The following is a 21256-nucleotide window of genomic DNA, read 5'->3' as shown; positions in this document are numbered from 1 at the left end:
GATCGCCTTCGTGCGCGAGCACCTCGACGGTTCGGTGCTGGTGGTCGCTCGACGCGCAGCGGGCCCGTCCTTCCCACTGCCGCTGACGCTGGGATCCCATCTGCTCGGGACCGAGGACGGAGTGCCGGCGGTCGGCGGCTCTGTCGTCCCGGCGTCGTCCGGCCCACGGCTGGACATCTGGGCGATCTAGGCCCAGACGGGACTCCCGTCCGTCCACGTGACTCCCTTGTTTCGGCACAGGCAGAAGGGGTGCCCGATGGGGTCGGCGTAGACGCGGAAGCCGTAGCCGTCGGCGTCACTGTTGTCGCGCATGAGGGTCGCGCCGAGGGCCGGGACGCGGCTCTGCTCGGCGTCGAGGTCGTCGACCTCGAAGTCGACGTGGAACTGCTTGGGGTGGTCGGCGTCGGGCCACTGTGGGGCGCGGTAGTCCTCCACCCGGATGAAGGCCAGCTCGATCTCGCCCAGCTTGATGCCGGCCCAGAAATCGGTGCTGCCATCCTTGACCGGGAGCCCTGTCACCGCCGAGTAGAAGGCAGCCAGCTCCATCGTGTCCGGGCAGTCGATGATGAAATCGGTCAGTCTCAGCACCCGGCGAATCCTAGCTGTCACATTCCTTGCGCCGCGCTCGTCAAGCAGGTGTAGCCCCACTCCGAACGAAGGACAAGACCATGAAGACCATGACCTGCAGCGACCTCGGCGGCCCGTGCGAGCTCGCGCACCACGGCGAGAGCGCCGACGACGTCATCAACGCCCGGGACCGTCACCTCAAGGAGGCCGAGAAGGCCGGCGACGCCACGCACGGGAGGCCCGCGACGCGATGAAGGGCCGCTGGCGGCACCCGAAGAGGTCGATGGACTGGTACAACGGCATCAAGAAGGCGTTCAAGGAACTGCCCGAGGACTGACCTCCTCTCGGCGGTTGAGGAGGTCGCAAAGCGACCGTCACGAAACCCCGAAAACTTTTCGAAATTCCTATTCCCCAGACCCCCGATCCGGTCGCTTTCGGGGGCTGATTGTCGGTGGCTTCTGGTTGGGTTTTCGTATGGCGACCAGCACCCGCAGCAGCACCGACACCCTGCCGGACACCCCGGCCGGAGTGCTGGCTGCGCTGCGGGCCGAGCAGGACGCCCGGCAATCCTCCGAGGTCCGGTCCATGCGTCTCGCCGCGCACTGGGTGGCGCTGCACCCCGTCCTCGACCCGTCGTGCCCCGACGCGTGCTTCCAGTCCCCGAAGACCCTCGCCGGCGTCGGGTCACCGGTGATCGACGAGTTCACCATCCCCGACATCGCGACCATGCTCGGCCAGACCTGTGACGCGGTCGGGTCGTATCTGACCGACGTGATCGAGCTGCGCTACCGCCTCCCGCAGCTCTGGGCCGGGATCCTCGCCGGGGTGGTGACACCGTGGCGGGCGCGGCGGATCGCACAAACCACGGTCGGCCTCACCCCCGAAGCTGCCGGGTTCGTGGACGAGCAGACCGCGTGGTGTGCCAACAGGCTCACCCCGACCGAGCTGGGCCGGCTGGTGGATCACGCCCGGGCCGGTTCATGCCCGACCAACTCGCCAAGGAGACCGAGGACGCGGCGGATCGGCGGCACGTCACCTTCGACACCGACCGGGTCTCCTTCGACGGCACCCTGCACCTCGAGGCCGACCTCGACCTCCCCGACGCCCTCGGCTCCGGCCGAAGCCGTTGCCGCCGGTGCCGCCCACCAACTGCGACTGGGCTCGACCGACACGTTGGACGGGCGCCGGGCCACCGCCCTCGGCGACCTCGCCCGCCACCAGCTCGCATTCGGCTTCGACGAACCCGGCCGCCGGTTGAGCAGCGACGAGCGCAGCGAGGAGCGTGTCGAAACCCGGGCAGCCCTGACCACCCAGATCGTCCTCCACGCCCACCTCTCCACCGACGCCATCACCCGCTGGGACCTCGCGAACAGCGGCCAGTGCCTGACCGGGTTCCTCGAGCAGGCCGGCGGCCGGGTCCTCACCGCAGAGCAGATCGCCGCCCGGTGCGGGCGCCCCCGACGTCACCATCACCGTGAAACCCGTCATCGACCTCCGGCAACGCCTCGCCACCGCCGGCTACACCCCGACCGAGCGGATCCGTGACCACGTCATCGCCCGCGACCGGACCTGCGTGTTCCCGTGGTGCGGACGCAACGCCCGTCGCTGCGACCTCGACCACGTGGTTCCGTTCGACCACGACGCACCAGATCGTGGTGGCACCACGTCCACGGACAACCTCGCCGCGTTGTGCAGGCGACATCACCGCCTCAAGACCAAGGGCCGCTGGTCCTACGCGATGACCGAACCGGGCAGGTTCGTCTGGACCAGCCCCCACGGGCATCAGTACCTCCGAGACCACACCGGATCACGACCACTCGGCCACCCGCCCGACCTCTGACCACACCGCCCCACACCCCGCAGACGAACACCCTGCGGCGTCACAGGCACGTCCGGGCGCCCCTACTCGACCAACTTCGGCTTCGCCTCGAGGATCTCGAGCGGCACGACGGGCGAGCCCACGTTGACCGTGCCGTCCACCGTGGTCGGCGCGCCGTCGTTGAGCCGGACGTCGGCGCCCCACGTCACGGTCACTGACGCCTTCACGGGCTTGGTCGAGGTGTAGACGTGATTGATCAGCTCGGAGACGTCCTTGCCCTCGGCCCATGGTTCGCCGGACCAGTCGGTGCTGAGCTCAGTTCCGTCGCCGAACTTCCGGGTGAAGGCCGTGGGGTAGACGTCGAACTGGACCGTGAAGCCCTTGGTCAGCTCCTTCTTGCCAGTGCTGAACGGCTCCGCGACCGTCGAGAAGATGGTCTCGAAGTTGACCGGGGTCTGGCCGCCGGGCGGCTGGACACTCAGCGTCGCCTCAGTCGGTGCCACCTCCTTGAAGGCTGAGAAGATCTGGCCCGGCGTGGGAGGTGTGATCGCAGGGCCCGGATCATCGGGGTCGCCGGGACAGATCACTCTCGTCGCGCCCCGAACTCCGTCTGCACCCAAGAAGTAGTACTTGGTCATGGGCGTGCCATCTGCACACAGGAGAGTTGAGGCGCAGATCCCGGCGTTGTCGCACACAGGGCCGTCGTAGACCCACGTGCCTTGGGACTCCGAGGTGGTGTCAGTCGCCGGCTCGGCGGATGGCGTCGGCACCGGCTGTTGGTGATCGGCGCACAAGGCCCTGATCGTGAAGGCGTTGTCCGTGGCCCCAACGGTGAACACCGTGCCGTCAGGACACGTGACAGTTGATGCAATGGCCGGAGGAGCGACCGGGAGTGTCAGACCTGCGCAAGCAAAGACGACGACCAGCGTGCGCAGGGCAGACCTGATCATGATTCCGGGTCCTCTACGTTCGTGATGCTCCATTGCCCGGTCTGGAAAGTGAGGAAGAATCCCTTCACACTGGATCCACCGGGGAACCTATTGACGACCTTGCCCTGCCCGTCACGTTCCACCTGTGCCGTCGAATCGATGGTGACTTCGGCGTAGACGTCCTTCTCACCCCCGGAGCGAACCAAGCATCTCGGCGCTGATGCTGACGACCGACTCACGCCCACCCTTGATGGTGTGGCCCTGCTTGAGAATTGACTCGTAGAAGTCCACCCCGGCAGCACAGAAGTCGCAGCCACGGCCGTACAACTTGCGCACGGGTGCTGCGTCACCCGTCTCCACCGGGTGATTCACCATGTCCCAGAAGTGCCGGATCAGCGCCTCGGCCCCCGCTTTGGTCGGCTTCGTCGCCTCGACAGGGATCGCGAGCGGATCAACCGTCGGGGTGGGTGTGGACGTCGACGACGACGCCGTGGGTGTGGGCGTCTGCGGCGTGGGCTCGTCGCCGTTGCACGCGGCAACGAGGAGCAGCGGCACCGTGACGGTGGTGGCGAGCAGGCGGCGTACGACCATGAAGTGGTCCTTCCCGAGACCCGGACGGCGGGCCCCCGATGAAACCGCCGGTCCGAGAATAGGCGGCTGATCTGCGAGCCGCCAACGCCAAGCAGGTCAGCTGTGGACAACCAGCACCGGGGTCGGCGCGATCGTCACGGACACCCGGTCGTCGGGCGCGAGGCCGACGGCGAGGGCGGAGGGAAGCTGCGCCATCAGCGGCTCACCCCCGGCCGTCAGGAGATGTACCCGAGAGATCGGGCCGAGGAAGCCGACCGACACGACGGATGCGTTGCCCGCGGAGGACGGAGAGACGGACACCGACTCCGGCCGTACCATCGCGACGCCGGACCCCGACGAGATGGAGCCGGAGACCGTCGGGACCGAGGCCCCCAGCACGGATGCGACGCCGGAGGACACGGTTGCGGCGAGCTTGTTGTGCAGCCCGACGAAGGACGCGACGAAGGGAGTCGCGGGGCGCTCGTAGAGCTCGGCGGGCGGCGCGATCTGTTCGAGGCGACCGGCGTTCATGACGCCGACGCGGTCGGCGACGGCGAGGGCTTCCTCCCGGTCGTGCGTGACGAAGAGGGTGGTGGTGCCCACGGACAGCTGGATCCGCCGGATCTCGTCGCGCAGCTGGACGCGCACCTTCGCGTCGAGCGCGGACAGCGGCTCGTCGAGCAGCAGCACCGACGGTTCGATGGCCGGGGCACGCGCCGGGGCGACGCGCTGCTGCTGACCACCGGAGAGCTCGGCGGCATAGCGCGAGGCGTGCTGGCCCGGGCCGACGAGCTCGAGCATCTCCAGCGCCCGCGCCCGTCGCGCCGTCGCGCTGGAACCTCGCAGGCGCAGGCCGAAGGCGACGTTGTCGGCGACCGTGAGGTGCGGGAAGAGGCTGTACGCCCGGAACACCATGCCCATGTCGCGCTTGTTCGCCGGCACGCGCGTGATCTCGCGCCCACCCACCGACACGGTCCCGGAGGTGGCGGTGTCCGAGCCAGCGAGGATGCGCAGGGCCGTGGTCTTGCCGCAGCCGGACGGGCCGAGCAACGCGACCAGCTCTCCCGGCTCGAGGTGCAGCGTGAGCCCGTCGAGCGCGCGGACCGAGCCGTAGACCCGGGACAGGTCCGTCAGCTCGACGGCCAGCCCGGTCTCGGTTGTCGTGCTCGTCATTCGCTCACTCCTGCGAGGTCGGTGGACTTGTGGCGGTTGAAGTACGACAGGGCGAGCAGGAGCAGCGAGATGAGCACGATCGAGGCGAACGCGCCGGCGATCGCCGTCGAGGTCTCGGACTTGTAGATGGCGGCGAGCGCCACGGGCATCGTGTCGTAGTGCAGCAGCGACGCGAAGACGTACTCACCCAGCACCAGCGCGATGGCGATGAACGCCGCCCCCAGCACGCCGCTGACGATGTTGGGCATCACGACCCGGGTGATGACCGTGAGCCATCCGGCGCCCAGCGACCGCGCGGCCTCGGCCAGCGTGGTCACGTCGATGGCCCGGAGGGCGGAGTCGATGGACCGGTAGGAGTAGGGCAGAACAAGAATGACGTAGGCCAGAGCCAGCACGTGGGGCGAGTCGCCGAGCAGGTAGTTCACCCGTGTGTAGACGTTGGAGATGCCGACCACGATCACCAGCGGTGGCACGGTCAACGGCAGCAGGCAGAGGAACTCCACGAGCCGGGAGACCCCGGGCACCCGAAGTCGCACCCAGATCATCGTCGGCACGAGCAGGACCACCATCAGCACGACGGTCAGCACCGCGAGCAGCAGCGAGGAGATGATGGCGCTGCGCAGGTCCTCGTTGCGCACGAGCTCGGCGTAGTAGTGGAAGGTGATCTCGCCCTCCAGCGGGCCCTTGCCCCGGACGCTGTAGTTGGCCATCGAGACCAGCGGCAGGAAGAAGTAGACACCGAACAGGGCGAGCAGCACCCCCCGCACGATGCGGAAACCTCGGCCGGTGTTCATCGCAGCCACTTCGAGGTACGGCGTAGCAGGAGCGCGTAGAGGCCCATCACGATGGACACCACCACGATCATCTCGGTGGCGAGGGCGAACCCGAGGTTCTGCTGGCCGAGCAACACCTCGCTGGTCAGCGCCGAGCGGATCAGCAGCGGGACGATCGGGTTGCCCCCGGCTGACCGGGACGGCGGCCGTGGCGTAGGCCGCGCACGCACGTTGGCGAACAGCAGCAGCACCGACCCGAGGAACGCCGGCGTGAGCAGCGGGATCCCGACCATCCGCCAGTACTGCAGGGGGTTGCGCCGAGGTTCACGGCTGCCTCCCTGAGCTGCGGGCGAAGGCCCTCGATCGCGGGGGTGAAGACGATGACCATCAGGGGCACCTGGAAGTAGGTGTAGACCACGATCAGGCCGTTCAGGCCGTAGAGCCAGCCGGAGCCGTAGACCCAGCCGCCGAGCGCCTCGGTGAGCAGGCCTGAGAAGCCGAGCAGCGAGATCCGGGCGAAGGCCGGGGTGACGCCACCGAACTGGGCGAGCACACCCGCCAGCGACAGCGTGGCTCGACGCAGCACACTCCGCTCCCCCAGCGAGACGATGAGGTAGGACAGGACCGCGCCGAGGACACCGCCGAGCAGGGCGGTGCTGCCGGCCAGCAGGACGCTCTTGCGCAACGTGTCCAGCGCCGCCGGCGAACGCAGCGCCTCGATGTTGCCCATCGTGAAGCCGCCGGTCTCACCGTCCTGGAACGCCCCGATGATCACCGTGACGGTCGGGACCGGGAGGAAGACCGTGAGGAAACCGAAGAACAGCAGCAGCGCGAGGTACCGACCGACAGAGATCCGTCGGCCGGTACCTGCGCGGCGGCAGTGGTCGTGCTCAGCTGATGACCTTCGACCAGTTGCTGGCGAGGTACTCGCCGGCCTTGGTCGTCTGGGGATCGGTCGGGATGACCGGCGTCCCGCTCACCTCGGGCAGTGCGCCCCACAGGTCGGCGTCGATGGTGCCGGCCTCGGCCATGGCGTCGCCACGGACGGGTCGGGCGCCGCCTTCCAGCCACAGGTTCTGGCCCTCGTCGCTGTAGAGGAACTCCTGCCACAGGCGCGCGGCCGCGGGGTGCGGCGCGTCCGCGTTGATCGCCTGAAAGTAGTAGCCGGCGACGACCGCTTCCTCGGGCACCACCGTCTTCCGAGTCGACACGTTCGCAGCCGCCGCGGCACCCGGGTAGTCCCAGTCGATGACGACCGGCGTCGCGCCGGACTCGATCGTCCCGGAGTCAGGGTCGACGGGCAGGAAGTTGCCGGCCTTCTTCAGCTCCCCGAAGAAGTCCACGCCGGCGGAGATGTCGTCGGCGGAGCCGCCGTTGGCGATCGCAGCCATCATGACGCCGCTGAAGGCCGCGCCGGCTCCGGGTCGGGTCGCCGTTGAGCGCGACGGCCCCCTTGTACTCGGGCTTGAGCAGGTCTGCCAGCGACGTCACGTCGGGCACCTTGGCCGAGTCGTAGCCGATCGACATGTAGCCGCCGTAGTCGTTGACCCGGGCGCCATTGGCGTCCTTGAACTCCGCCGGGATCTCGTCGAACGTCTCGACCTTGTAGGGCGCGAACATGTCGGTGTTGGCGAGCGCCACGGACTGACCGAGGTCGAAGACGTCCGGGGCCTTGTCCGTGCCGGCGAGATCGTTCGCGGCGTTGATCTCGTCCTGGCTGGCGCCGTCGGGCTGGTCGGAGTTGACCTCGATGTCGTACTTCTCCTCGAAGGTCGCGATCATCTCGCCGTAGTTGGCCCAGTCCGGGGGCAGCGCGATGACGTTGAGCTCACCCTCTTCCTGGGCGGCCTTGACCAGTTCGTCCATGCCGCCGAAGTCCTCGGTCGACGTGGCCGCAGCAGCGTCGACGCCGCTCTCCGTGGTGGTGTCGACCTCCTTCTCGGGGGCTGCGCAGGCTGCCGGGGCCAGCACAGTTGCAGCGCTGGCGAGCGCTGCCAGAACACGTTCATGCTTCATGGAGATGAAACCTTCCGACACGGTGATCGACCCGACCGGGCGGCGGGCCGCGCTGAGAGTAGGGACACTAGACCCGCAATCCGGAAACACGCGATGGCTCGTGCGTGAAGCCGAGGAGGTTGTTGGGCGCCGCGCCGGGAGTAGGTTGCCCACCATGGCCTTGCGCATCGTCGCGAGCCGGCCCGACCCGGCGATCGTCACCCTGCCGTGGTCGACCCCGCTCGACGAGTGGACCGACGACTACGTCGTGCCGCTGCCGCGCGGCCTGTCGCGCCACATCGTGCGCATCGTGCGGCTCAAGGACCGGACGTATGCGATCAAGGAGACACAGGAGTCGATCGCGTTCCGCGAATACCGCCTGCTGCGCGACCTCCAACGCGAGGGTCTGCCCGCGGTCGTTCCGCAAGGTGTGGTCTCCGGGCGGGTCGACCGGGCCGGTGAGGAGCTGCCGGCCACGTTGATCACCGAGCACCTGCGCTTCTCGCTCCCTTATCGCAGCCTCTTCGCGCACGGCATGACGGCGGACAACCTGCCGAGCCTGATCGACGCGATCGTCGTGCTCCCGGTCCGGCTCCACCTCGCCGGCTTCTACTGGGGCGACGTGTCGCTGTCCAACGTGCTCTTCCGGCGCAGCGCCGGCGGCTTCTCGGCCTATCTCGTCGACGCCGAGACCGGCGAGCTCCACGACCGAGTCAGCGAGCGGATGCGCGAGCACGACATCACGATCGGCACCGAGAACATCTTCGCCGAGCTGATGGACCTCCGAGCCAGCGGCGCCGTCGGCACCGAGGTCGACGGGTTCGCGATCATCACCCGACTTCGTGAGCAGTACGGCGCACTGTGGGCCGAGCTCACGGACGAGGAGGCGTTCAGCGCGACCGAGATGTGGCGCATCGAGAGCCGGATCGAGCGCCTCAACGACCTCGGCTTCGACGTCGACGAGCTCGACATCGTCACCGACTTCGACGGCGACCGGGTGCGGATCCAGCCGAAGGTCGTCGAGCTCGGTCACCACCGTCGCGAGCTGCAGTCACTCACCGGCATGAACGTCGAGGACGCCCGGGCCCGGCGGTTGCTGAACGACCCGGCGGCCTACACCGCACACTTCGACCCGGGCCGCGAGGACAAGCACCGGTCGCCAACAAGTGGCTGACCGAGGTCTACGAGCCGATCATGCGGATGATCCCGCCCGACGCCCGCGGCAAGCTCGAGCCCGCCGAGGTCTTCCACGAGATCCTCGTGCACCGGTGGTACCTCTCCGAGAAGTCGGATGAGGAGGTCGGGATCTTCGACACGGCGCGCGACTACATCGACACCGTGCTCGCCACCAAGCCCAACGAGCTGATCACCACGGCCGACGACTAGCGGTCTCCCGGAACGTGACGAGCTCCGTGACCACGAAGTCGTCGTTCATCCGCATCATGATCGACTCCAGTTCGTCCCTCTTGTACGTCGCCGTGACGGCGCAGCCGTAGGGCGCATCGCCGAGGTGGGACGCCAGCTCACCCTCGTCTCCCGCGCGGAAGCAGGCGTCGAGGGTGAGGTAGCCCTTGCGCGCGATCACCGCGGCCAGCTGTTCCTCCGCCGCCGGCGACAGCACCTCGTCGGCGGGCACGATCGGGTCGCCACCGAAGACCGAGAAGGCCCGTCGTGCGCTGGCCGTCGGGCTGTCCGTGGCCGCGCGGGGCGGTATGCGATCTCCTTGAAGTCCTCAGCCAGACACGTGGGGCCGCCGACGTAACGGGGGCACACCCCACCACCTGAGGTCCCGGCAGAAGCGCGCCTCCCGGGTTTCGAGGATCTCCTGCCAGCCGTCGTCGCCCTTCGCGTAGATCACCGCGTAGCCGCCCGAGGGGCACTTGCCGTACCAACCCTCGCCTGCACTCGCGAACCCGCCGGAGTGGTAGCGGTCGACGACCACCGTCGGCGAGGCGGCACAGCGCGGCTTGCTGCCGGCGTCCTCGAAGAGCACCTCGAGGCGCGCCTTGACGAACTTCTTGAAGCTGCGGGAGGTGCCCTCGAGCTTGCGCTGGTCGCCGCTCTGACGGGCGATGAGGATACCGGTCCCGGGGTAGTTCACCCGGGAGACCTCGCGTTCGGCGGCCGACTCGGCACCTGCTGTCGTCGGCACCAACGCCGCGGCGGCCGGGCAGAGGAGCACGGGGAGAGCGAGCAGTCGACGCGTCATGGGATCTCCTTGAACGGGTGGTCGGTGGCCGAGAAGTGCACCGTGTTGCCCACTATGACGCCTGACCCCGGCAGAGGGTTGCTCGCGATCTCTAGTCTCCTTCCATGACGCGCAGCGCACCGCGACCGCTCGAGGCTGGCGACCTCCCGCAGATCCCGGCCCTGAGCCGCGAGGCGTTCGGTGACTTCCCGACGCCGCCGCCGTCGGACTACCCGCCGCCGGGGCGGCACAACTGGGGCACCTTCGCCGGCAACGTGCTGGCCGCCAAGGTGACCGGGCGGACCTACCACTCGTGGTTCCACGGCCGCGAGGTCGCGACCAACGGCATCGCGAGCGTCGCGGTCGCGGCTGAGCACCGGGGAGCGGGGCTCCTCGACGACCTGATGACGGCCGTGCTCGAGGAGGGCCTGCGCGAGCGCGGCGAGGTCATCTCGACGCTCTTCCCGACAGCACCGGGCATCTACCGGCGCTACGGCTACGAGCTCATCTCCTCCTACGACGCCGTCGAGATCCCGACCGCGCGCCCGGCGTCGGTGCCGAAGCCGGAGGCGACGACCGTCACGGCGCGCAGTGGCCGCCGACTTCGATGCCGTCCGCCGCACCTACGCGACGTGGGCCGCCGCCCAGAACGGGCCGTTGACCCGCACGGGCGCATCCTTCCCCGCCGACGCCGATGCCTTCCTCGGCGCCTTCACCGGGGTCACCGTCGCGGAGGCGGACGGGCAGGTCGTCGGCTACGCAACGTGGCACCGCGGCACCGGTTACGACTCGAGCGCGACCGTCGAGATCGCCGATCTCGTCGGCCTCACCCGCGACGCCACCCTCGCCCTGTGGCGGGTCTTCGCGTCGTTCGCGTCGGTCGCTGGGCACGTCCGACTGCTCACCTCCGGTCGCGACTCCGCCCGTCTGGTGCTGCCCTTCGGCGGCTGGCACGTGGTTTCCAGCCATCCCTACATGCTGCGCGTGCACGACGTCGCAGGTGCCTTCTCGGGCCCGGCGCCGAGTCGCTCGATCGACTTCTCCGTCGCCGGTGACCTGCTCGGGACGATCAATGGAGACTGGTCATTGACACCCCGGGGCGAGGTCGTCGTGGGCACCGGTGGCGGGCCGACCTTCGCGCCCCGCGGACTGGCGCTGTTCTATGCCGGCGCCGCGTCCTGCGCCGATCTGCGGATGGCCGGGCTCCTCACAGGACCCGTCGACCGGGACGCCGCCCTCGACATGCTGCTCGACGGGCGCCAGCTCCACGTCCGCGACTACTTCTGATCGCCCCGGGGGCGATCACTCCTCGTCGTCCAGCGCCAGCTCGACGTACGGCCCGACCACGAAGACCCCGTCGGTCCGCAACCGCACCCACTGCGTGCCGACCGGCCGCTCGTCGCGGTAGGTCACGAGCGCGACGTCGGCGTCGCGGCGCGGCTTGCTGCCGATCGCGATGGCGTACGCCGCACCGCCGGTCGTGCCGTTGGTGAACCGGTATCCCACTCGAGCGTTGGACCCCAGCACCGGGTCGGGCCCGGACTGGACGTGTGTGTGCCCGCCGATGACGAGGTCGACGCAGCCGCGGTCCAGCGCCTCGCGACCGAGGTTGGCGTCGTGGACGAGCAGCGTCGAGATCCGGTCGCCGTCGCAGGCGACATCGGCCAGCCGCTCGCCGACCTCGGTGAAGCTCAGCCCGGTCTCGTCACGCCAGTTGCCGAGCCCGCTCGAGCGCGGGTCGTCGACCCCGAGCAGCAACCCACCCCACGGCGCCTCGACGGGCGTCTCGCCGAGCATCGTCCACCCGAGGTCCTTGAGATAGTCCGTGACGAACGGCCCGTGGTCGTGGTTGCCCGCCACCGCGAAGCGGTCGAGGTCGTCGAACGCGCGGTCGAGGGAGTCGAGGCTGAACGCCTCCCGGGGGCTGACCTGTCGAGGTGTCGTCGCCACCGTCGAGCACGACCGTCGCGCCGGCCCGGTCCCCGACCGCGCGGGCGACGCGGTCCATGCCGATGTTGTCGTGGCGGTCGCTGACCAGCAGCGCAACGGTCTCGTCGTCCTCCGGCTCGCGCACGTCGAGCGACTCGGCCTCGGCGGCGGCCCGGTCGTAGAAGTCCTTGCTCTGCTCATAGGTGTCGACGGCGCTCTGGATCAGGCGCTGCGTCTGCACCGTGGTCGGGCTGTTGCGGATCTCGATCCCGGCCGCCTCGACGGGCACCGGATAGCCCGCCATGAACGTCTCGAGCGGCTCCCACTCACCCTGCGCTTCCTGGGTGTCCTCGTCCGCCGACCGGGGCTGCCACAGGAGCAACGGCACCGACAGCAGGAGTACGGCGCCGAGCACTCCCTTGCGCGTCCGGACCCCGCGGAAGAGCTGGCCGCGCCGGTGCGGGCCGAGCAGCCACCGGGTCGCCAGCGGCACCGGGCCGAGCGCGATCCCGCGCAGGGCCGCGGACACGGCCATGTCGCGCACGGCGTCGGTCACCTTGGCGACCTGCGAGTCGGGCTCGCCGGCGATGAACGCGTAGGCGCTCAGAACAGCTCCTCGATGGAGTCCGCTCTGGGTCTTGCCGAGCAGCAGGTCGACGCCGATGGGCCCACCCGTGGGTCGTCGGACGTCGGGCAGGAGCGGACCCGTCCGCAGTGCGACGTAGCCGTCGAAGGTCGGGGGTGACCACCGCGTCGTGGCTCGCGACGACGACGGTGCGGTTGTCGCCGAGGAAGAACGCCAGCCCGGACGAGACCCCGACGGTGAGGCACACCGCCGTGAGGACGAGCCCCGTCAGGACCCGCCGGAGGTTAGCTCCGGGCCTGCGCAATCGCATACAGGGTCACCGACGCCGCGACTCCGGCGTTGAGCGACTCGAGCTGGTTGGCCATCGGGATCGAGACGGTCGTGTCGCAGGTCTCGGTGACGAGCCGGCCCGGGCCCTTGCCCTCCGAGCCGACCACGACCACCAGCGGGCCGGTCGCGAGACCGTCGGCGGCGACCAGCTCGGGCAGCGTGATCTCGCCGTCGGCGGCGAGGCCGACGACCATGCAGCCGGCGTTCTGGAGCGACTTGAGCTGGCGGACGAGGTTGACCGTCTGCGCGATCGGGATGCGGGCGGCGGCACCGGCGCTGGACTTCCACGCGGCCGCGGTCATGCCGGCGGCACGACGCTCGGGGATCAGCACGCCGTGCGCGCCGAAGCCGGAGGCCGAGCGGACGACGGCACCGAGGTTGCGCGGGTCGGTGACGGAGTCGAGCGCCACGATCAGCGCCTGCTCACCGGCCGCGGCGGCGCGGTCGAGCAGGTCGTCGGCGTGCGCGTACTCGTACGACGGCAGCCGGGCCGCGAGGCCCCGGTGGACGGCGCCGGCGGTCATCCGGTCGAGCTCGGAGCGGGTGACCTCGAGCAGCGGGTAGCCGTGCTCCGCGGCCATCTTGAAGGCGTCGCGAAGTCGCCCGTCGCGCTCGGCCCCCTCGGCGACGTAGACACCGGTCACGGGGATGCCGGCGGAGAGCACCTCGACGACGGAGTTGCGACCGGCCACCCACTCGGCGTCGGTCGACTTGGTCGTACGACGCGGGGGTCGCTTGGACTCGACGCGCTCCGTGCGCTTCGCTGACTTGTGGGCCTTGTGGTAGGGCCGGTCCTTGGCGGGAGGCGTCGGGCCCTTGCCCTCGAGGCCGCGCCGGACGTTGCCGCCGGAGCCGACCGACGCGCCCTTGCCGCCCTTGCGGACCGAGCCCTTGCGCTGAGAATTTCCGGCCATTACATGCTCCACTTCGGCCCTGAGGGCGTGTCTTCGATCTCGATGCCGGCCGCCTTGATGCGGTCGCGAATCGCGTCCGCCCGGGCCCAGTCCTTGTCGGCCCGCGCGGTCGCGCGGTCCTCGAGCATGGCTGCGATCAGTACGTCGATCGCGCCAGTCAGCTTCTCTTCGTTCGCGCCGCCCGTGGTCACCCGGGCCGGGTCGGCCGGGTCGAGGCCGAGCACCGCGAGCATGGCGCGCACGGACGCGGCGTTACCACGCAGCGCGTCGCTCGGTCCGTCTGTCAGCAGCTTGTTGCCTTCGCGAACCACGTCGTGGATCGCGGCAACGGCCGCGGGGTGTGCCGAGGTCGTCGTCCATCGCCTCGATGAACTCCGCGCACAGCATCCCGGCGGCCGGCACCTCGCCACCGAGGGCCACCGCAGCGCGATCCGGGAACGACTCGATCCGGCGGAAGCCGACGGCCGCTTCGTCCAGCGCCTCGAACGAGAACTCGACGTGCGAGCGGTAGTGGGCGCTGACCATGTAGAACCGCAGCTCGATGCCGCGCACGCGCTTGAGCACCTCGGGCACCAGCAGCGAGTTGCCGAGCGACTTGCTCATCTTCTCGCCGGCCGTGGTGATCCGGGCGTTGTGCAGCCAGTAGGACGCGAACGGGTGGCCGGCGGCACGCGACTGCGCCTGCTCGTTCTCGTGGTGCGGGAAGCGCAGGTCGACGCCGCCGCCGTGGATGTCGAAGGCCGGGCCGAGGTACTTCCACGCCATCGCGGAGCACTCGATGTGCCACCCGGGACGCCCGCGACCCCGGGGCGAGGGCCGGGGAGGCGGACTCGGGCTCGGAGGACTTCCGCCCCTTCCACAGCGCGAAGTCACGGGGGTCGCGCTTGCCGCGCGGGTCCGCGTCGGTCGCCGGTTCCATGTCGTCGATGCCTTGACGGGTCAGCTCGCCGTACGGCGCCCGGGAGCGCACGTCGAAGTAGACGTCGCCCGAACCGTCCTCGGCCGGGTAGGCGTGGCCGCGCTCGATCAGCACCGAGATCAGCTCGAGCATCTCGGGGATCGTGCCGGTCGCACCGGGCTCGTAGGTCGGCGGCAGCACGTTGATCGAGGCCAGCGCGGTCGTCAGCTCGGCGTGCATCGCGTAGGCGAGGTTGTACCAAGGACGGCCCTGCTCTTCGGCCTTGGCGAGGATCTTGTCGTCGATGTCGGTGACGTTGCGGATGAAGTGCACGGCATAGCCGCTGCGCGTCAGCCAGCGCCGCAGCACGTCGAAGTTGACGGCCGAGCGCACGTGCCCGACGTGCGGCTCCGACTGCACCGTGAGACCGCAGACGTAGATGCCCGCCTTCCCCTCCTCGAGGGGGACGAAGTCACGAACTTCGCGGGTCGCAGTGTCATGGAGGCGCAGGGTCACCCGCCAAGTCTAGGGGCGCGCGCCCCTCCGGCCTGATTCCCCGGTGCCTGTGACTCATGGGACAGGTGGGACGTCGCCGGGTTACCGTCTGCGGGTGGTACGTCGCCTCGCCCTCGCCCCTGTCCTCCTCCTGCTCACCTGCTCGCTCGCCACTGGCGCGCCCAGTCAGGCGTCCGAGCAGCGCCGGGCCGCCTCGAGCATCGCCAACACCTCCTGGTCCACCGGCGCCGACTGGCGCTCGGGCGTGCTCCCGGGGCGTCCGGGTCAAGGCCGGTTCGCTGGTGCCGAAGAAGCCGCGCACCGGCAAGCTCCGCGGCCGCAGCTACCAGGTCGGCACTGGACCTCGCCGTGGTCGGCGCCCGGTTTCGGGCTCACCCAGCTGATCCCCGACACAGGGAGGCCGTCACCGAGGGCGACTCGGTGGTCAAGGTGCAGGTCCGCGGCCGGGCCGCCGACGGCACCGTCTCCAGCTGGGACTCGATGGCCGAGTGGACGCTGGACAACCCCGCACTGCGGCGCCGCTCCCCGGGCAGCCAGACCGACGACCGGCCCGCGTCAGCGTCGACACACGGCAGGCCGCGACCCCGCTCACCCAGTGGCAGGTCCGGGTGCGGCTCTACCTGCAACGCATCCACCCGGCCGGTCGTGCGGCTCGACCGGGTCGGCGCGATGGCGAGTGCCCTCGCACCCCGCGGCAGCACCCCGACGTCGGCCCCCGGACCAGCCGCGGGGACCGTGCTCGACGTACCCGCCTTCTCCCAGATGACGCACTCGGGCCACTACCCGCAGTGGGGCGGCGGCGGCGAGGCCCGGTGCTCGCCGACGTCGACCGCGATGGTGCTCGCCTACTACGGCCTGCAGCCCGGCCCCTTCACCGACATCACCGCCGGCCACGCGGACGCCCGGGTCGACCACACCGCGCGCCCGGTCTTCGACCACGCCTACGACGGCACCGGCAACTGGGCGTTCAACACCGCCTACGCCAGCACCCTGACCACCGGCGACGCCTACGTCACCCGCCTGCCCGACCTGCGCGCCGCGGAGGACTACATCCTCGCTGGCGTGCCGCTGGTCGCATCCGTCGCGTTCGGGCGCAACCAGCTCACCGGCGCGCCGATCTCGACCAGCAACGGGCACCTGATGGTGATCGTCGGGTTCGAGGCTGACGGCGACGTGGTCGTCAACGACCCGGCGGGCGCCGACAACAGCGCCGTACGCCGTGTCTATGACCGCGACGAGTTCGAGGACATCTGGATCAACGCCAGCGGAGGCGTGGTCTACGTGATCAACCGCTGACTAGGTTTGACGCCATGACGACTGCGTTGGTCCCGGGTGGCGGCGGGATCACCGGCATCGCGTGGGAGCTGGGGATCCCGGCCGGGCTCGCGGAGGCAGGCATCGACCTGACCGACGCGGACCGGGTGATCGGCACGTCGGCCGGGTCGGTGGTCGGCGTCCAGATCACGAGCGGTACGGCGATCGCCGACCTCTACGCCACACAGCTCGCGCCTCCGGACGCCGAGATCGGCGGACGCCTCTCGCGGCTGGCGCTGCTGAAGATGGTGCCGCCCTACGTGCTGCCCGGCGACGGTCGCACCAAGCTGGCCCGCGTCGGCAAGCTGGCCCTCAGGTCCCACCAGCCCGGCAGCGCCGACCGCGAGGGCGTGATCCGGTCACGGATCCACACCGACGACTGGCCCGACCGAGACCTGCGAATCACCGCAGTCGAGGCGGAGTCTGGCGAGTTCACCGTCTTCACCCCGCGACAGCGGGGTCGACGTCGTCAGCGCGGTCGCGGCGAGCTGCGCGGTGCCGACCGTGTGGCCACCGGTCGCGATCGACGGCAAGCACTACATCGACGGCGGCATGCGCTCGACCGCCAACGTCGACACGGCGGCCGGCGCCGAGCGCGTCGTGGTGCTGGCTCCCCTGCCCCGGGCCCTCAGCAAGAAGACTTCGATCCGCGCACAGCTCGAACGGGTCGCACCGCGAGTGGAGCGTCATCACCCCGGATCCCGAGGCGCTGGCCGCCTTCGGCAAGAACCTCCTCGACCCGGCCAAGCGTGCCGATGCGGCCCGCGCCGGGCTGCGCCAGTCGGCCGACCTCGTCGACGAGGTGCGCCACGTCTGGGCGTCCTAGCTCGCGGTGACGTCGATCGTGTGCCAGCCGGTGGCGCCGTCGGGCACCACGTCGCGGCGTACGCCCGTCTGCTCCAACCCGTTCTTGTCTATCGCCCGGACCCGGATCTCGTGCTCGCCCTCGTCGAGCGTCACGGTCAGCGCCCACTGCACCCACGTGTCCTCGTTGGGCGTCTCCGCGAGCTGCGCACCCGCCCACTCGCCGCCGTCGACCGAGACCTCCACCGAGTCGATGCCGATGTGCTGGGCCCACGCCAAGCCGCCGACATTGACGTCGCCGGTGGCGACGTCGGCCCCGGAGCGGGGTACGTCGATGCGCGACGCGATCTTGACCGGACCCTGCTCCGACCAGCCGCGCTGGGTCCAGAACGCCTCCACGTCGCTGAAGCGCGTGACCTCGTAGTCGACGACCCACTTGGTGGCCGAGACGTAGCCGTAGAGCCCGGGCACGATCGTGCGCACCGGGAAGCCGTGCTCGATCGGCAACGGCTTTCCGTTCATCGCCACGGCCAGCATCGCGTTGCGTTCGTCGGTCAACGTGGACAGCGGTGTCGCGCAGTTCCAGCCGTCCTCGGAGGTCTGCAGGATGCAGTCGGCGGACGGGTCCAGTCCGACCTCCTCGAGGATGTCGGCGATCCGGATCCCGCTCCACCACGCGTTGCCGACCGGGTCGCCGCCGACCTCGTTGCTCACGCAGTTGAGGGTGATCCACGACTCGGTCAGCTCGCGGGCGACCGGGTCGTTGTAGGTGAGCGTGAGCTCACGATCGACGAGGCCGTGGATGCGCAGTGTCCAGTCCTTCGGCTCGATCGTCGGCACCGAGATCGCCGTGTGGATCAGGTAGAAGTCGTCGTTGGGCGTCTGCCACGGGTCGACCCCGGACAGGCCGATCGCGGTGCCCGCCGGTGACAGCGGCCGGGTCACGCCGTCGAGCCGCAGCAGCCGGCGGCTCTCCGCGACGTGGCGACGGCCGCTGCCCACGATCCGGCCGGCGCCGGCGATGCCGACAGCGGCCAGCCCGAGGACTCCGGCAACCATCAGGAAGACACGGCGCTCACGCGACTCGAGCTCGGGGTGGTGACGGGCAGTGACGAGCGGACCGACCAGTGCGGACAGGACGGTCACCCAGGGTCACGAACCCCACGACCACGGGCAGCACATCGACGATGCGCGCCCCCGGCTGGACCATCACCGCGCCGGCGCCCGGGCAGGCCAGCACGAGCCAGACCGGGATGGGCTTGATGACGCTGTGGCGCGAGAGCGAGCCGGCCAGCGCGCCCATCGCCAGCAGGAACAGGATGATGCCGAGGATCAGCAGCGGCTTGTCGAGCTGTCCGACGAACCTGATGAGCCGCTCGGCGAGCGGTCCCGGCGTGATGCGGATGATCAGCTCGGCGACCGCGACCACGGGCGACTCGCGGATCGTGAGGGCCATCGCCGTGGCATAGCTCGTGGCCAGACCCACGACCATCGTCACGACCCCGGCCGCTGCCCATCGACCCCTGCTGTCATCCACCTGTCCATCATGTCCGATGACCGGGCATGATCGACGCGTGAGCCTCCCCCGCACCGGCATCGGCACCGACGTCCACCGCCTCGTCCCCGGCGCCCCCCTGCACCTCGCCGGCCCGGCTCGGCCCGACGAGGCCCGCGGGGCTCGAGGGTCACTCCGACGCCGACGTGGCCGCGCACGCGGCCTGCGACGCCCTCTTCTCCGCGGCCGGGATCGGCGACCTCGGGTCGCACTTCGGCACCAGCGAGCCCGAGTGGGCGGGCGCCTCCGGGACCACGCTCCCGGCCGAGTCGGCCCGGCGGGTCCGCGCCGCGGGCTTCGAGATCGGCAACGTCGCCATCCGGGTGATCGGCAACGCCCCACGGCTCGGCCCTCGCCGTACAGAAGCAGAGGCCGTCCTCTCCGCCGCCCTCGGCGCTCCCGTCTCCGTCAGCGCGACCACCACTGACGGCCTCGGCCTCACCGGGCGCGGCGAGGGCGTCGCCGCCATCGCGACGGCCGTGGTGGTGCCGGCCGGCTGATCGGCGTACGGCGAAGCGCGCGCTCAACTGAGGTAGTTCGCGTGAACCCGTGGCTGTCCCCCGCTCACGGAACCCATCCGCGCCGCGAACTGCCTCACTTGGCGGTCGCCCCGACGGTGGCGGCACCTGCCAACTTCTCAGCCCTCGAACTCGCAATCTGCCGCCACCGTCGGACCGTTGGCGGCATCGACGACGTCAGTGCGGCGAAGCGAGCTCAGCTCGCGATGGCCAGCCGATAGCCGCGCTTGACCACTGTCTGCACGACCCGGGTGCCGAGGGCAGCCCGCAACCGCGCGACCGCCATCTCGACGGCGTGCTCGGATCCGGCGGTGCCGCTCGGCAGGGCGGCGAGGAGGTCGCCGCGGGAGACGACGTGGCCGGGGTTGACGACGAGCGCCTGCAGGACGGCCAGTGGCGCGGGCGAGAGCCGGATCTCGGTCCCGTCGAGCAGCACCATGTCGCCGTGCAGCAGCAGGAAGTGTCCGGCGACCTCGATCGTCAGACCGTCCCTGCGGGAGGGCAGCTCGGTCTCGAGCAGCTTGATCATCGCGGCGAGACGCGACCGCTCGGGCATGATCGTCGGCACTCCCCACATCTCGAACGCGGCGGCGGTGACCGGACCGACGCACGTCGCGACGACGTCGGCCCGGGAAGGCGGCGACGACCTCGTCGCGGCGACCGGTGACGCCGGCGACCGACATCAGCGCGGCGACGGCGGGGGCGGAGGTGAAGGTGACCGCGTCGAGCTTGCGATCGGCGATCAGGTCGACCATCCGGAACATCGGCTCCGGATCCTCCCGCGCTGGCGACGCGATAGACGGTCACGACGTCGACACGAGCGCCCCGGCGCTGCAGCGCGTGCGCGACCATCGAGAGGGACTGGCCGTGCTCCTGCACCACGATGCGCATCCCGGCCGGGTCACGCCCGCGCAGGTGCGCGAGCACGTCCTCGAAGCACTCAGAGTCGGGTGCCCACAGCTCACGGATCCCGCGCCGGCGCAGGGCTCCTACGCTCTTCGGCCCGCGCGCGAGCACCTCGGAGGCGCTGATCGCGGCGACGAGCCGGTCGTGCAGCCCCCACTCCTCGGTCGCCTCGAACCGGGTCTTCATGCCGATGCCCGTCGTGGCGACGAAGATGTCGATCGGCTCGGCGAGGACCGCCTCCGTCGCCGTACGCAGCTGCGCATCGTCGACCTGGTTGGGGTCGCTGGAGAGGACCGGCGCCCAGTCGACCTTGGCACCGCGGCGCTCCAGCAGGGCGATCTGCTCCTCGACCTTGCGGGCGGCGGTCACCCCGATCCGGTAGCCGTCGAGCGGCAGATCACGATTGCTCATGCCACCGCACGCCGCCGGCCGCCGATGTGCACGACGCCGCCCTCGATCAGCACGTCGTAGGACGGGACGCTGGCGTGCTCGTCGTCGAGGCACTGCCCGGTCCGCAGGTCGAAGGCGTGCTTGTGCATCGGGCTGGCCACGAACGGCACGCCCTCACGGGTGCCGACGATGCCGCGCGCCAGCACGGACGCCTTCGCGAACGGGTCGTGGTTGCCGAGCGCATAGACCTCGCCGTCGTGGGTGCGGAAGATCGCGACCGCCCGGCCGTGCACCAGCGCGGTCACGCCACGCTCGACCTCCGGGTCCTGCACGAGACACACCTTCTCCCACGTGCGGTCCCCGCGCGTCATCACAGCACCCCCGCTACGACCGGAGCGCCCACCGAGATGGTCGTCGCCAGCATCACCGGCTCGTCGGGGCCCGCGGGCCGGATCTGGCCGCGCTCCTCCGTGAAGGAGATGGCCGGGTCCGGGGTGTCGGGCGCGTTGACGAAGGAGACGAAGCGGCCGAGCTTCTCCGGGTCCTCCGGGGTCGCCTTCCACTCGTCGAAGTAGCCGCCGA

At 70.3% G+C, this 21256-nt stretch carries 24 protein-coding genes and 5 pseudogenes; 10 read left to right on the top strand and 19 right to left on the bottom strand.

Translation table 11 applies throughout. The features are described 5' to 3' along the window. The first annotated feature begins 10 nt into the window (after positions 1 to 10). Positions 11 to 190, top strand: coding sequence for a hypothetical protein (locus tag LP418_RS15815; RefSeq protein ID WP_257957265.1), 180 nt, complete (start codon positions 11 to 13; stop codon positions 188 to 190). Here the strand turns inward: LP418_RS15815 and LP418_RS15810 are convergent. Continuing rightward, positions 187 to 588 (bottom strand): VOC family protein, encoded by a 402-nt coding sequence (locus tag LP418_RS15810; protein ID WP_257952793.1) that lies wholly within the window; start codon positions 586 to 588, stop codon positions 187 to 189. The two genes, LP418_RS15815 and LP418_RS15810, sit on opposite strands and share 4 nt — an antisense overlap. Before the next feature lie 80 nt (positions 589 to 668). Here LP418_RS15810 and LP418_RS15805 point away from each other — a divergent pair, with 80 nt between their 5' ends. From LP418_RS15805 to LP418_RS15795, 3 genes are all read left to right on the top strand, one after another. Then, positions 669 to 821: a DUF1059 domain-containing protein gene (locus LP418_RS15805; RefSeq protein WP_257952792.1), complete on the top strand. Its 153-nt coding sequence runs from the start codon at positions 669 to 671 to the stop codon at positions 819 to 821. A gap of 220 nt (positions 822 to 1041) precedes the next feature. Next, positions 1042 to 2112, top strand: coding sequence for a hypothetical protein (locus tag LP418_RS15800; protein WP_257952791.1), 1071 nt, complete (start codon positions 1042 to 1044; stop codon positions 2110 to 2112). Then, complete coding sequence (locus LP418_RS15795; protein WP_257952790.1) at positions 2042 to 2407, top strand: HNH endonuclease signature motif containing protein; 366 nt, start codon at positions 2042 to 2044, stop codon at positions 2405 to 2407. The genes LP418_RS15800 and LP418_RS15795 overlap by 71 nt, the downstream gene beginning before the upstream one ends. 62 nt (positions 2408 to 2469) lie before the next feature. On the opposite strand, the gene LP418_RS15790 is transcribed toward LP418_RS15795, so the two are convergent. From LP418_RS15790 to LP418_RS15760, 7 genes are all read right to left on the bottom strand, one after another. Then, a complete protein-coding gene (locus tag LP418_RS15790; RefSeq protein ID WP_257952789.1) occupies positions 2470 to 3024 on the bottom strand; it encodes a hypothetical protein in 555 nt (184 codons plus the stop codon). Positions 3025 to 3501: 477 nt separating this feature from the next. After that, the gene (locus LP418_RS15785; protein WP_257952788.1) at positions 3502 to 3906 is read right to left on the bottom strand and encodes a DUF6318 family protein; all 405 of its coding nucleotides are present in this window, start codon (positions 3904 to 3906) and stop codon (positions 3502 to 3504) included. Between the two features lie 96 nt (positions 3907 to 4002). Beyond that, the gene (locus LP418_RS15780; protein ID WP_257952787.1) at positions 4003 to 5058 is read right to left on the bottom strand and encodes an ABC transporter ATP-binding protein; all 1056 of its coding nucleotides are present in this window, start codon (positions 5056 to 5058) and stop codon (positions 4003 to 4005) included. Continuing rightward, complete coding sequence (locus tag LP418_RS15775; protein WP_257952786.1) at positions 5055 to 5852, bottom strand: ABC transporter permease; 798 nt, start codon at positions 5850 to 5852, stop codon at positions 5055 to 5057. Before LP418_RS15775 ends, LP418_RS15780 begins: the two co-directional genes overlap by 4 nt. Before the next feature lie 139 nt (positions 5853 to 5991). Then, positions 5992 to 6606 carry a hypothetical protein gene (locus tag LP418_RS15770; RefSeq protein WP_257952785.1) on the bottom strand — a complete coding sequence of 205 codons (615 nt, stop codon included), beginning with the start codon at positions 6604 to 6606 and terminating at the stop codon, positions 5992 to 5994. Positions 6607 to 6721: 115 nt separating this feature from the next. Then, the gene (locus tag LP418_RS15765; protein ID WP_257957062.1) at positions 6722 to 7222 is read right to left on the bottom strand and encodes an ABC transporter substrate-binding protein; all 501 of its coding nucleotides are present in this window, start codon (positions 7220 to 7222) and stop codon (positions 6722 to 6724) included. Continuing rightward, complete coding sequence (locus LP418_RS15760) at positions 7119 to 7847, bottom strand: extracellular solute-binding protein (protein ID WP_257952784.1); 729 nt, start codon at positions 7845 to 7847, stop codon at positions 7119 to 7121. Before LP418_RS15760 ends, LP418_RS15765 begins: the two co-directional genes overlap by 104 nt. Here LP418_RS15760 and LP418_RS15755 point away from each other — a divergent pair. Beyond that, positions 7846 to 9212: pseudogene (locus tag LP418_RS15755) on the top strand (DUF4032 domain-containing protein). The gene LP418_RS15760 and the pseudogene LP418_RS15755 sit on opposite strands and share 2 nt — an antisense overlap. Here the strand turns inward: LP418_RS15755 and LP418_RS15750 are convergent. Both LP418_RS15750 and LP418_RS15745 read right to left on the bottom strand, forming a co-directional pair. Continuing rightward, positions 9193 to 9462, bottom strand: a complete 270-nt coding sequence (locus tag LP418_RS15750) for a hypothetical protein (protein WP_257952783.1) — start codon at positions 9460 to 9462, stop codon at positions 9193 to 9195. The pseudogene LP418_RS15755 and the gene LP418_RS15750 sit on opposite strands and share 20 nt — an antisense overlap. Positions 9463 to 9558: 96 nt before the next feature. Further along, the gene (locus tag LP418_RS15745; protein ID WP_257952782.1) at positions 9559 to 10035 is read right to left on the bottom strand and encodes a hypothetical protein; all 477 of its coding nucleotides are present in this window, start codon (positions 10033 to 10035) and stop codon (positions 9559 to 9561) included. Positions 10036 to 10139: 104 nt separating this feature from the next. On the opposite strand from LP418_RS15745, the pseudogene LP418_RS33590 reads away from it, so the two are divergent. From LP418_RS33590 to LP418_RS15735, 3 genes and pseudogenes are all read left to right on the top strand, one after another. Then, positions 10140 to 10508: pseudogene (locus LP418_RS33590) on the top strand (GNAT family N-acetyltransferase); the annotation flags it as partial. 97 nt (positions 10509 to 10605) lie between these two features. After that, positions 10606 to 10893, top strand: a pseudogene (locus LP418_RS33585) (hypothetical protein); the annotation flags it as partial. 105 nt (positions 10894 to 10998) lie between these two features. Then, positions 10999 to 11301 (top strand): hypothetical protein, encoded by a 303-nt coding sequence (locus LP418_RS15735; RefSeq protein WP_257952780.1) that lies wholly within the window; start codon positions 10999 to 11001, stop codon positions 11299 to 11301. Positions 11302 to 11316: 15 nt separating this feature from the next. Here LP418_RS15735 and LP418_RS15730 read toward each other — a convergent pair whose 3' ends face one another. From LP418_RS15730 to cysS, 4 genes and pseudogenes are all read right to left on the bottom strand, one after another. After that, on the bottom strand, positions 11317 to 11772 hold the full coding sequence (locus tag LP418_RS15730; protein WP_257952779.1) for a hypothetical protein: 456 nt from the start codon (positions 11770 to 11772) through the stop codon (positions 11317 to 11319). Continuing rightward, the gene (locus tag LP418_RS15725; protein ID WP_257952778.1) at positions 11720 to 12499 is read right to left on the bottom strand and encodes a hypothetical protein; all 780 of its coding nucleotides are present in this window, start codon (positions 12497 to 12499) and stop codon (positions 11720 to 11722) included. Before LP418_RS15725 ends, LP418_RS15730 begins: the two co-directional genes overlap by 53 nt. 314 nt (positions 12500 to 12813) lie before the next feature. Then, positions 12814 to 13773 carry a 23S rRNA (guanosine(2251)-2'-O)-methyltransferase RlmB gene (gene rlmB, locus LP418_RS15720; RefSeq protein ID WP_257952777.1) on the bottom strand — a complete coding sequence of 320 codons (960 nt, stop codon included), beginning with the start codon at positions 13771 to 13773 and terminating at the stop codon, positions 12814 to 12816. Continuing rightward, positions 13773 to 15187, bottom strand: a pseudogene (gene cysS, locus LP418_RS15715) (cysteine--tRNA ligase). The gene rlmB and the pseudogene cysS overlap by 1 nt, the downstream one beginning before the upstream one ends. A gap of 348 nt (positions 15188 to 15535) precedes the next feature. Between cysS and LP418_RS15710 the strand changes: the two are divergent. Further along, on the top strand, positions 15536 to 16483 hold the full coding sequence (locus LP418_RS15710) for a peptidase C39 family protein (protein WP_257952776.1): 948 nt from the start codon (positions 15536 to 15538) through the stop codon (positions 16481 to 16483). Between the two features lie 840 nt (positions 16484 to 17323). Here LP418_RS15710 and LP418_RS15700 read toward each other — a convergent pair. Both LP418_RS15700 and LP418_RS15695 read right to left on the bottom strand, forming a co-directional pair. After that, complete coding sequence (locus tag LP418_RS15700) at positions 17324 to 18451, bottom strand: molybdopterin-dependent oxidoreductase (protein ID WP_257952774.1); 1128 nt, start codon at positions 18449 to 18451, stop codon at positions 17324 to 17326. After that, positions 18381 to 18842 carry a hypothetical protein gene (locus tag LP418_RS15695; RefSeq protein WP_257952773.1) on the bottom strand — a complete coding sequence of 154 codons (462 nt, stop codon included), beginning with the start codon at positions 18840 to 18842 and terminating at the stop codon, positions 18381 to 18383. The genes LP418_RS15700 and LP418_RS15695 overlap by 71 nt, the downstream gene beginning before the upstream one ends. A gap of 16 nt (positions 18843 to 18858) precedes the next feature. Here LP418_RS15695 and ispF point away from each other — a divergent pair. After that, positions 18859 to 19360: pseudogene (ispF, locus tag LP418_RS15690) on the top strand (2-C-methyl-D-erythritol 2,4-cyclodiphosphate synthase). Positions 19361 to 19574: 214 nt separating this feature from the next. Here ispF and LP418_RS15685 read toward each other — a convergent pair. From LP418_RS15685 to nirD, 3 genes are read right to left on the bottom strand one after another with little or no spacing between them, the layout of a single operon-like run. Beyond that, positions 19575 to 19907, bottom strand: coding sequence for a winged helix-turn-helix domain-containing protein (locus tag LP418_RS15685; RefSeq protein WP_257952772.1), 333 nt, complete (start codon positions 19905 to 19907; stop codon positions 19575 to 19577). Then, positions 19904 to 20695, bottom strand: coding sequence for a uroporphyrinogen-III synthase (locus tag LP418_RS15680; protein WP_257952771.1), 792 nt, complete (start codon positions 20693 to 20695; stop codon positions 19904 to 19906). The genes LP418_RS15685 and LP418_RS15680 overlap by 4 nt, the downstream gene beginning before the upstream one ends. Then, on the bottom strand, positions 20692 to 21045 hold the full coding sequence (gene nirD / locus LP418_RS15675) for a nitrite reductase small subunit NirD (protein WP_257957061.1): 354 nt from the start codon (positions 21043 to 21045) through the stop codon (positions 20692 to 20694). The genes LP418_RS15680 and nirD overlap by 4 nt, the downstream gene beginning before the upstream one ends. Between the last annotated feature and the right edge of the window lie 211 nt (positions 21046 to 21256).

The sequence above is a fragment of the Nocardioides sp. B-3 genome (assembly GCF_024703895.1).
Classification (GTDB): domain Bacteria; phylum Actinomycetota; class Actinomycetes; order Propionibacteriales; family Nocardioidaceae; genus Nocardioides.
Note: the sequence above shows the minus strand (reverse complement) of the source record. Positions and strands in the feature narration are given on the sequence as shown.

What these genes read in the sequence shown, in the direction of transcription:
- LP418_RS15805 (WP_257952792.1), top strand. Translation starts at nt 669, where the DNA reads ATGAAGACCATGACCTGCAGCGACCTCGGCGGCCCGTGCGAGCTCGCG.
- LP418_RS15800 (WP_257952791.1), top strand. Translation starts at nt 1,042, where the DNA reads ATGGCGACCAGCACCCGCAGCAGCACCGACACCCTGCCGGACACCCCG.
- LP418_RS15790 (WP_257952789.1), bottom strand. Translation starts at nt 3,024, where the DNA reads ATGACCAAGTACTACTTCTTGGGTGCAGACGGAGTTCGGGGCGCGACG.
- LP418_RS15785 (WP_257952788.1), bottom strand. Translation starts at nt 3,906, where the DNA reads ATGGTCGTACGCCGCCTGCTCGCCACCACCGTCACGGTGCCGCTGCTC.
- LP418_RS15780 (WP_257952787.1), bottom strand. Translation starts at nt 5,058, where the DNA reads ATGACGAGCACGACAACCGAGACCGGGCTGGCCGTCGAGCTGACGGAC.
- LP418_RS15775 (WP_257952786.1), bottom strand. Translation starts at nt 5,852, where the DNA reads ATGAACACCGGCCGAGGTTTCCGCATCGTGCGGGGGGTGCTGCTCGCC.
- LP418_RS15765 (WP_257957062.1), bottom strand. Translation starts at nt 7,222, where the DNA reads ATGGCTGCGATCGCCAACGGCGGCTCCGCCGACGACATCTCCGCCGGC.
- LP418_RS15760 (WP_257952784.1), bottom strand. Translation starts at nt 7,847, where the DNA reads ATGAAGCATGAACGTGTTCTGGCAGCGCTCGCCAGCGCTGCAACTGTG.
- LP418_RS15745 (WP_257952782.1), bottom strand. Translation starts at nt 10,035, where the DNA reads ATGACGCGTCGACTGCTCGCTCTCCCCGTGCTCCTCTGCCCGGCCGCC.
- rlmB (WP_257952777.1), bottom strand. Translation starts at nt 13,773, where the DNA reads ATGGCCGGAAATTCTCAGCGCAAGGGCTCGGTCCGCAAGGGCGGCAAG.
- LP418_RS15685 (WP_257952772.1), bottom strand. Translation starts at nt 19,907, where the DNA reads ATGATCAAGCTGCTCGAGACCGAGCTGCCCTCCCGCAGGGACGGTCTG.
- LP418_RS15680 (WP_257952771.1), bottom strand. Translation starts at nt 20,695, where the DNA reads ATGAGCAATCGTGATCTGCCGCTCGACGGCTACCGGATCGGGGTGACC.
- nirD (WP_257957061.1), bottom strand. Translation starts at nt 21,045, where the DNA reads ATGACGCGCGGGGACCGCACGTGGGAGAAGGTGTGTCTCGTGCAGGAC.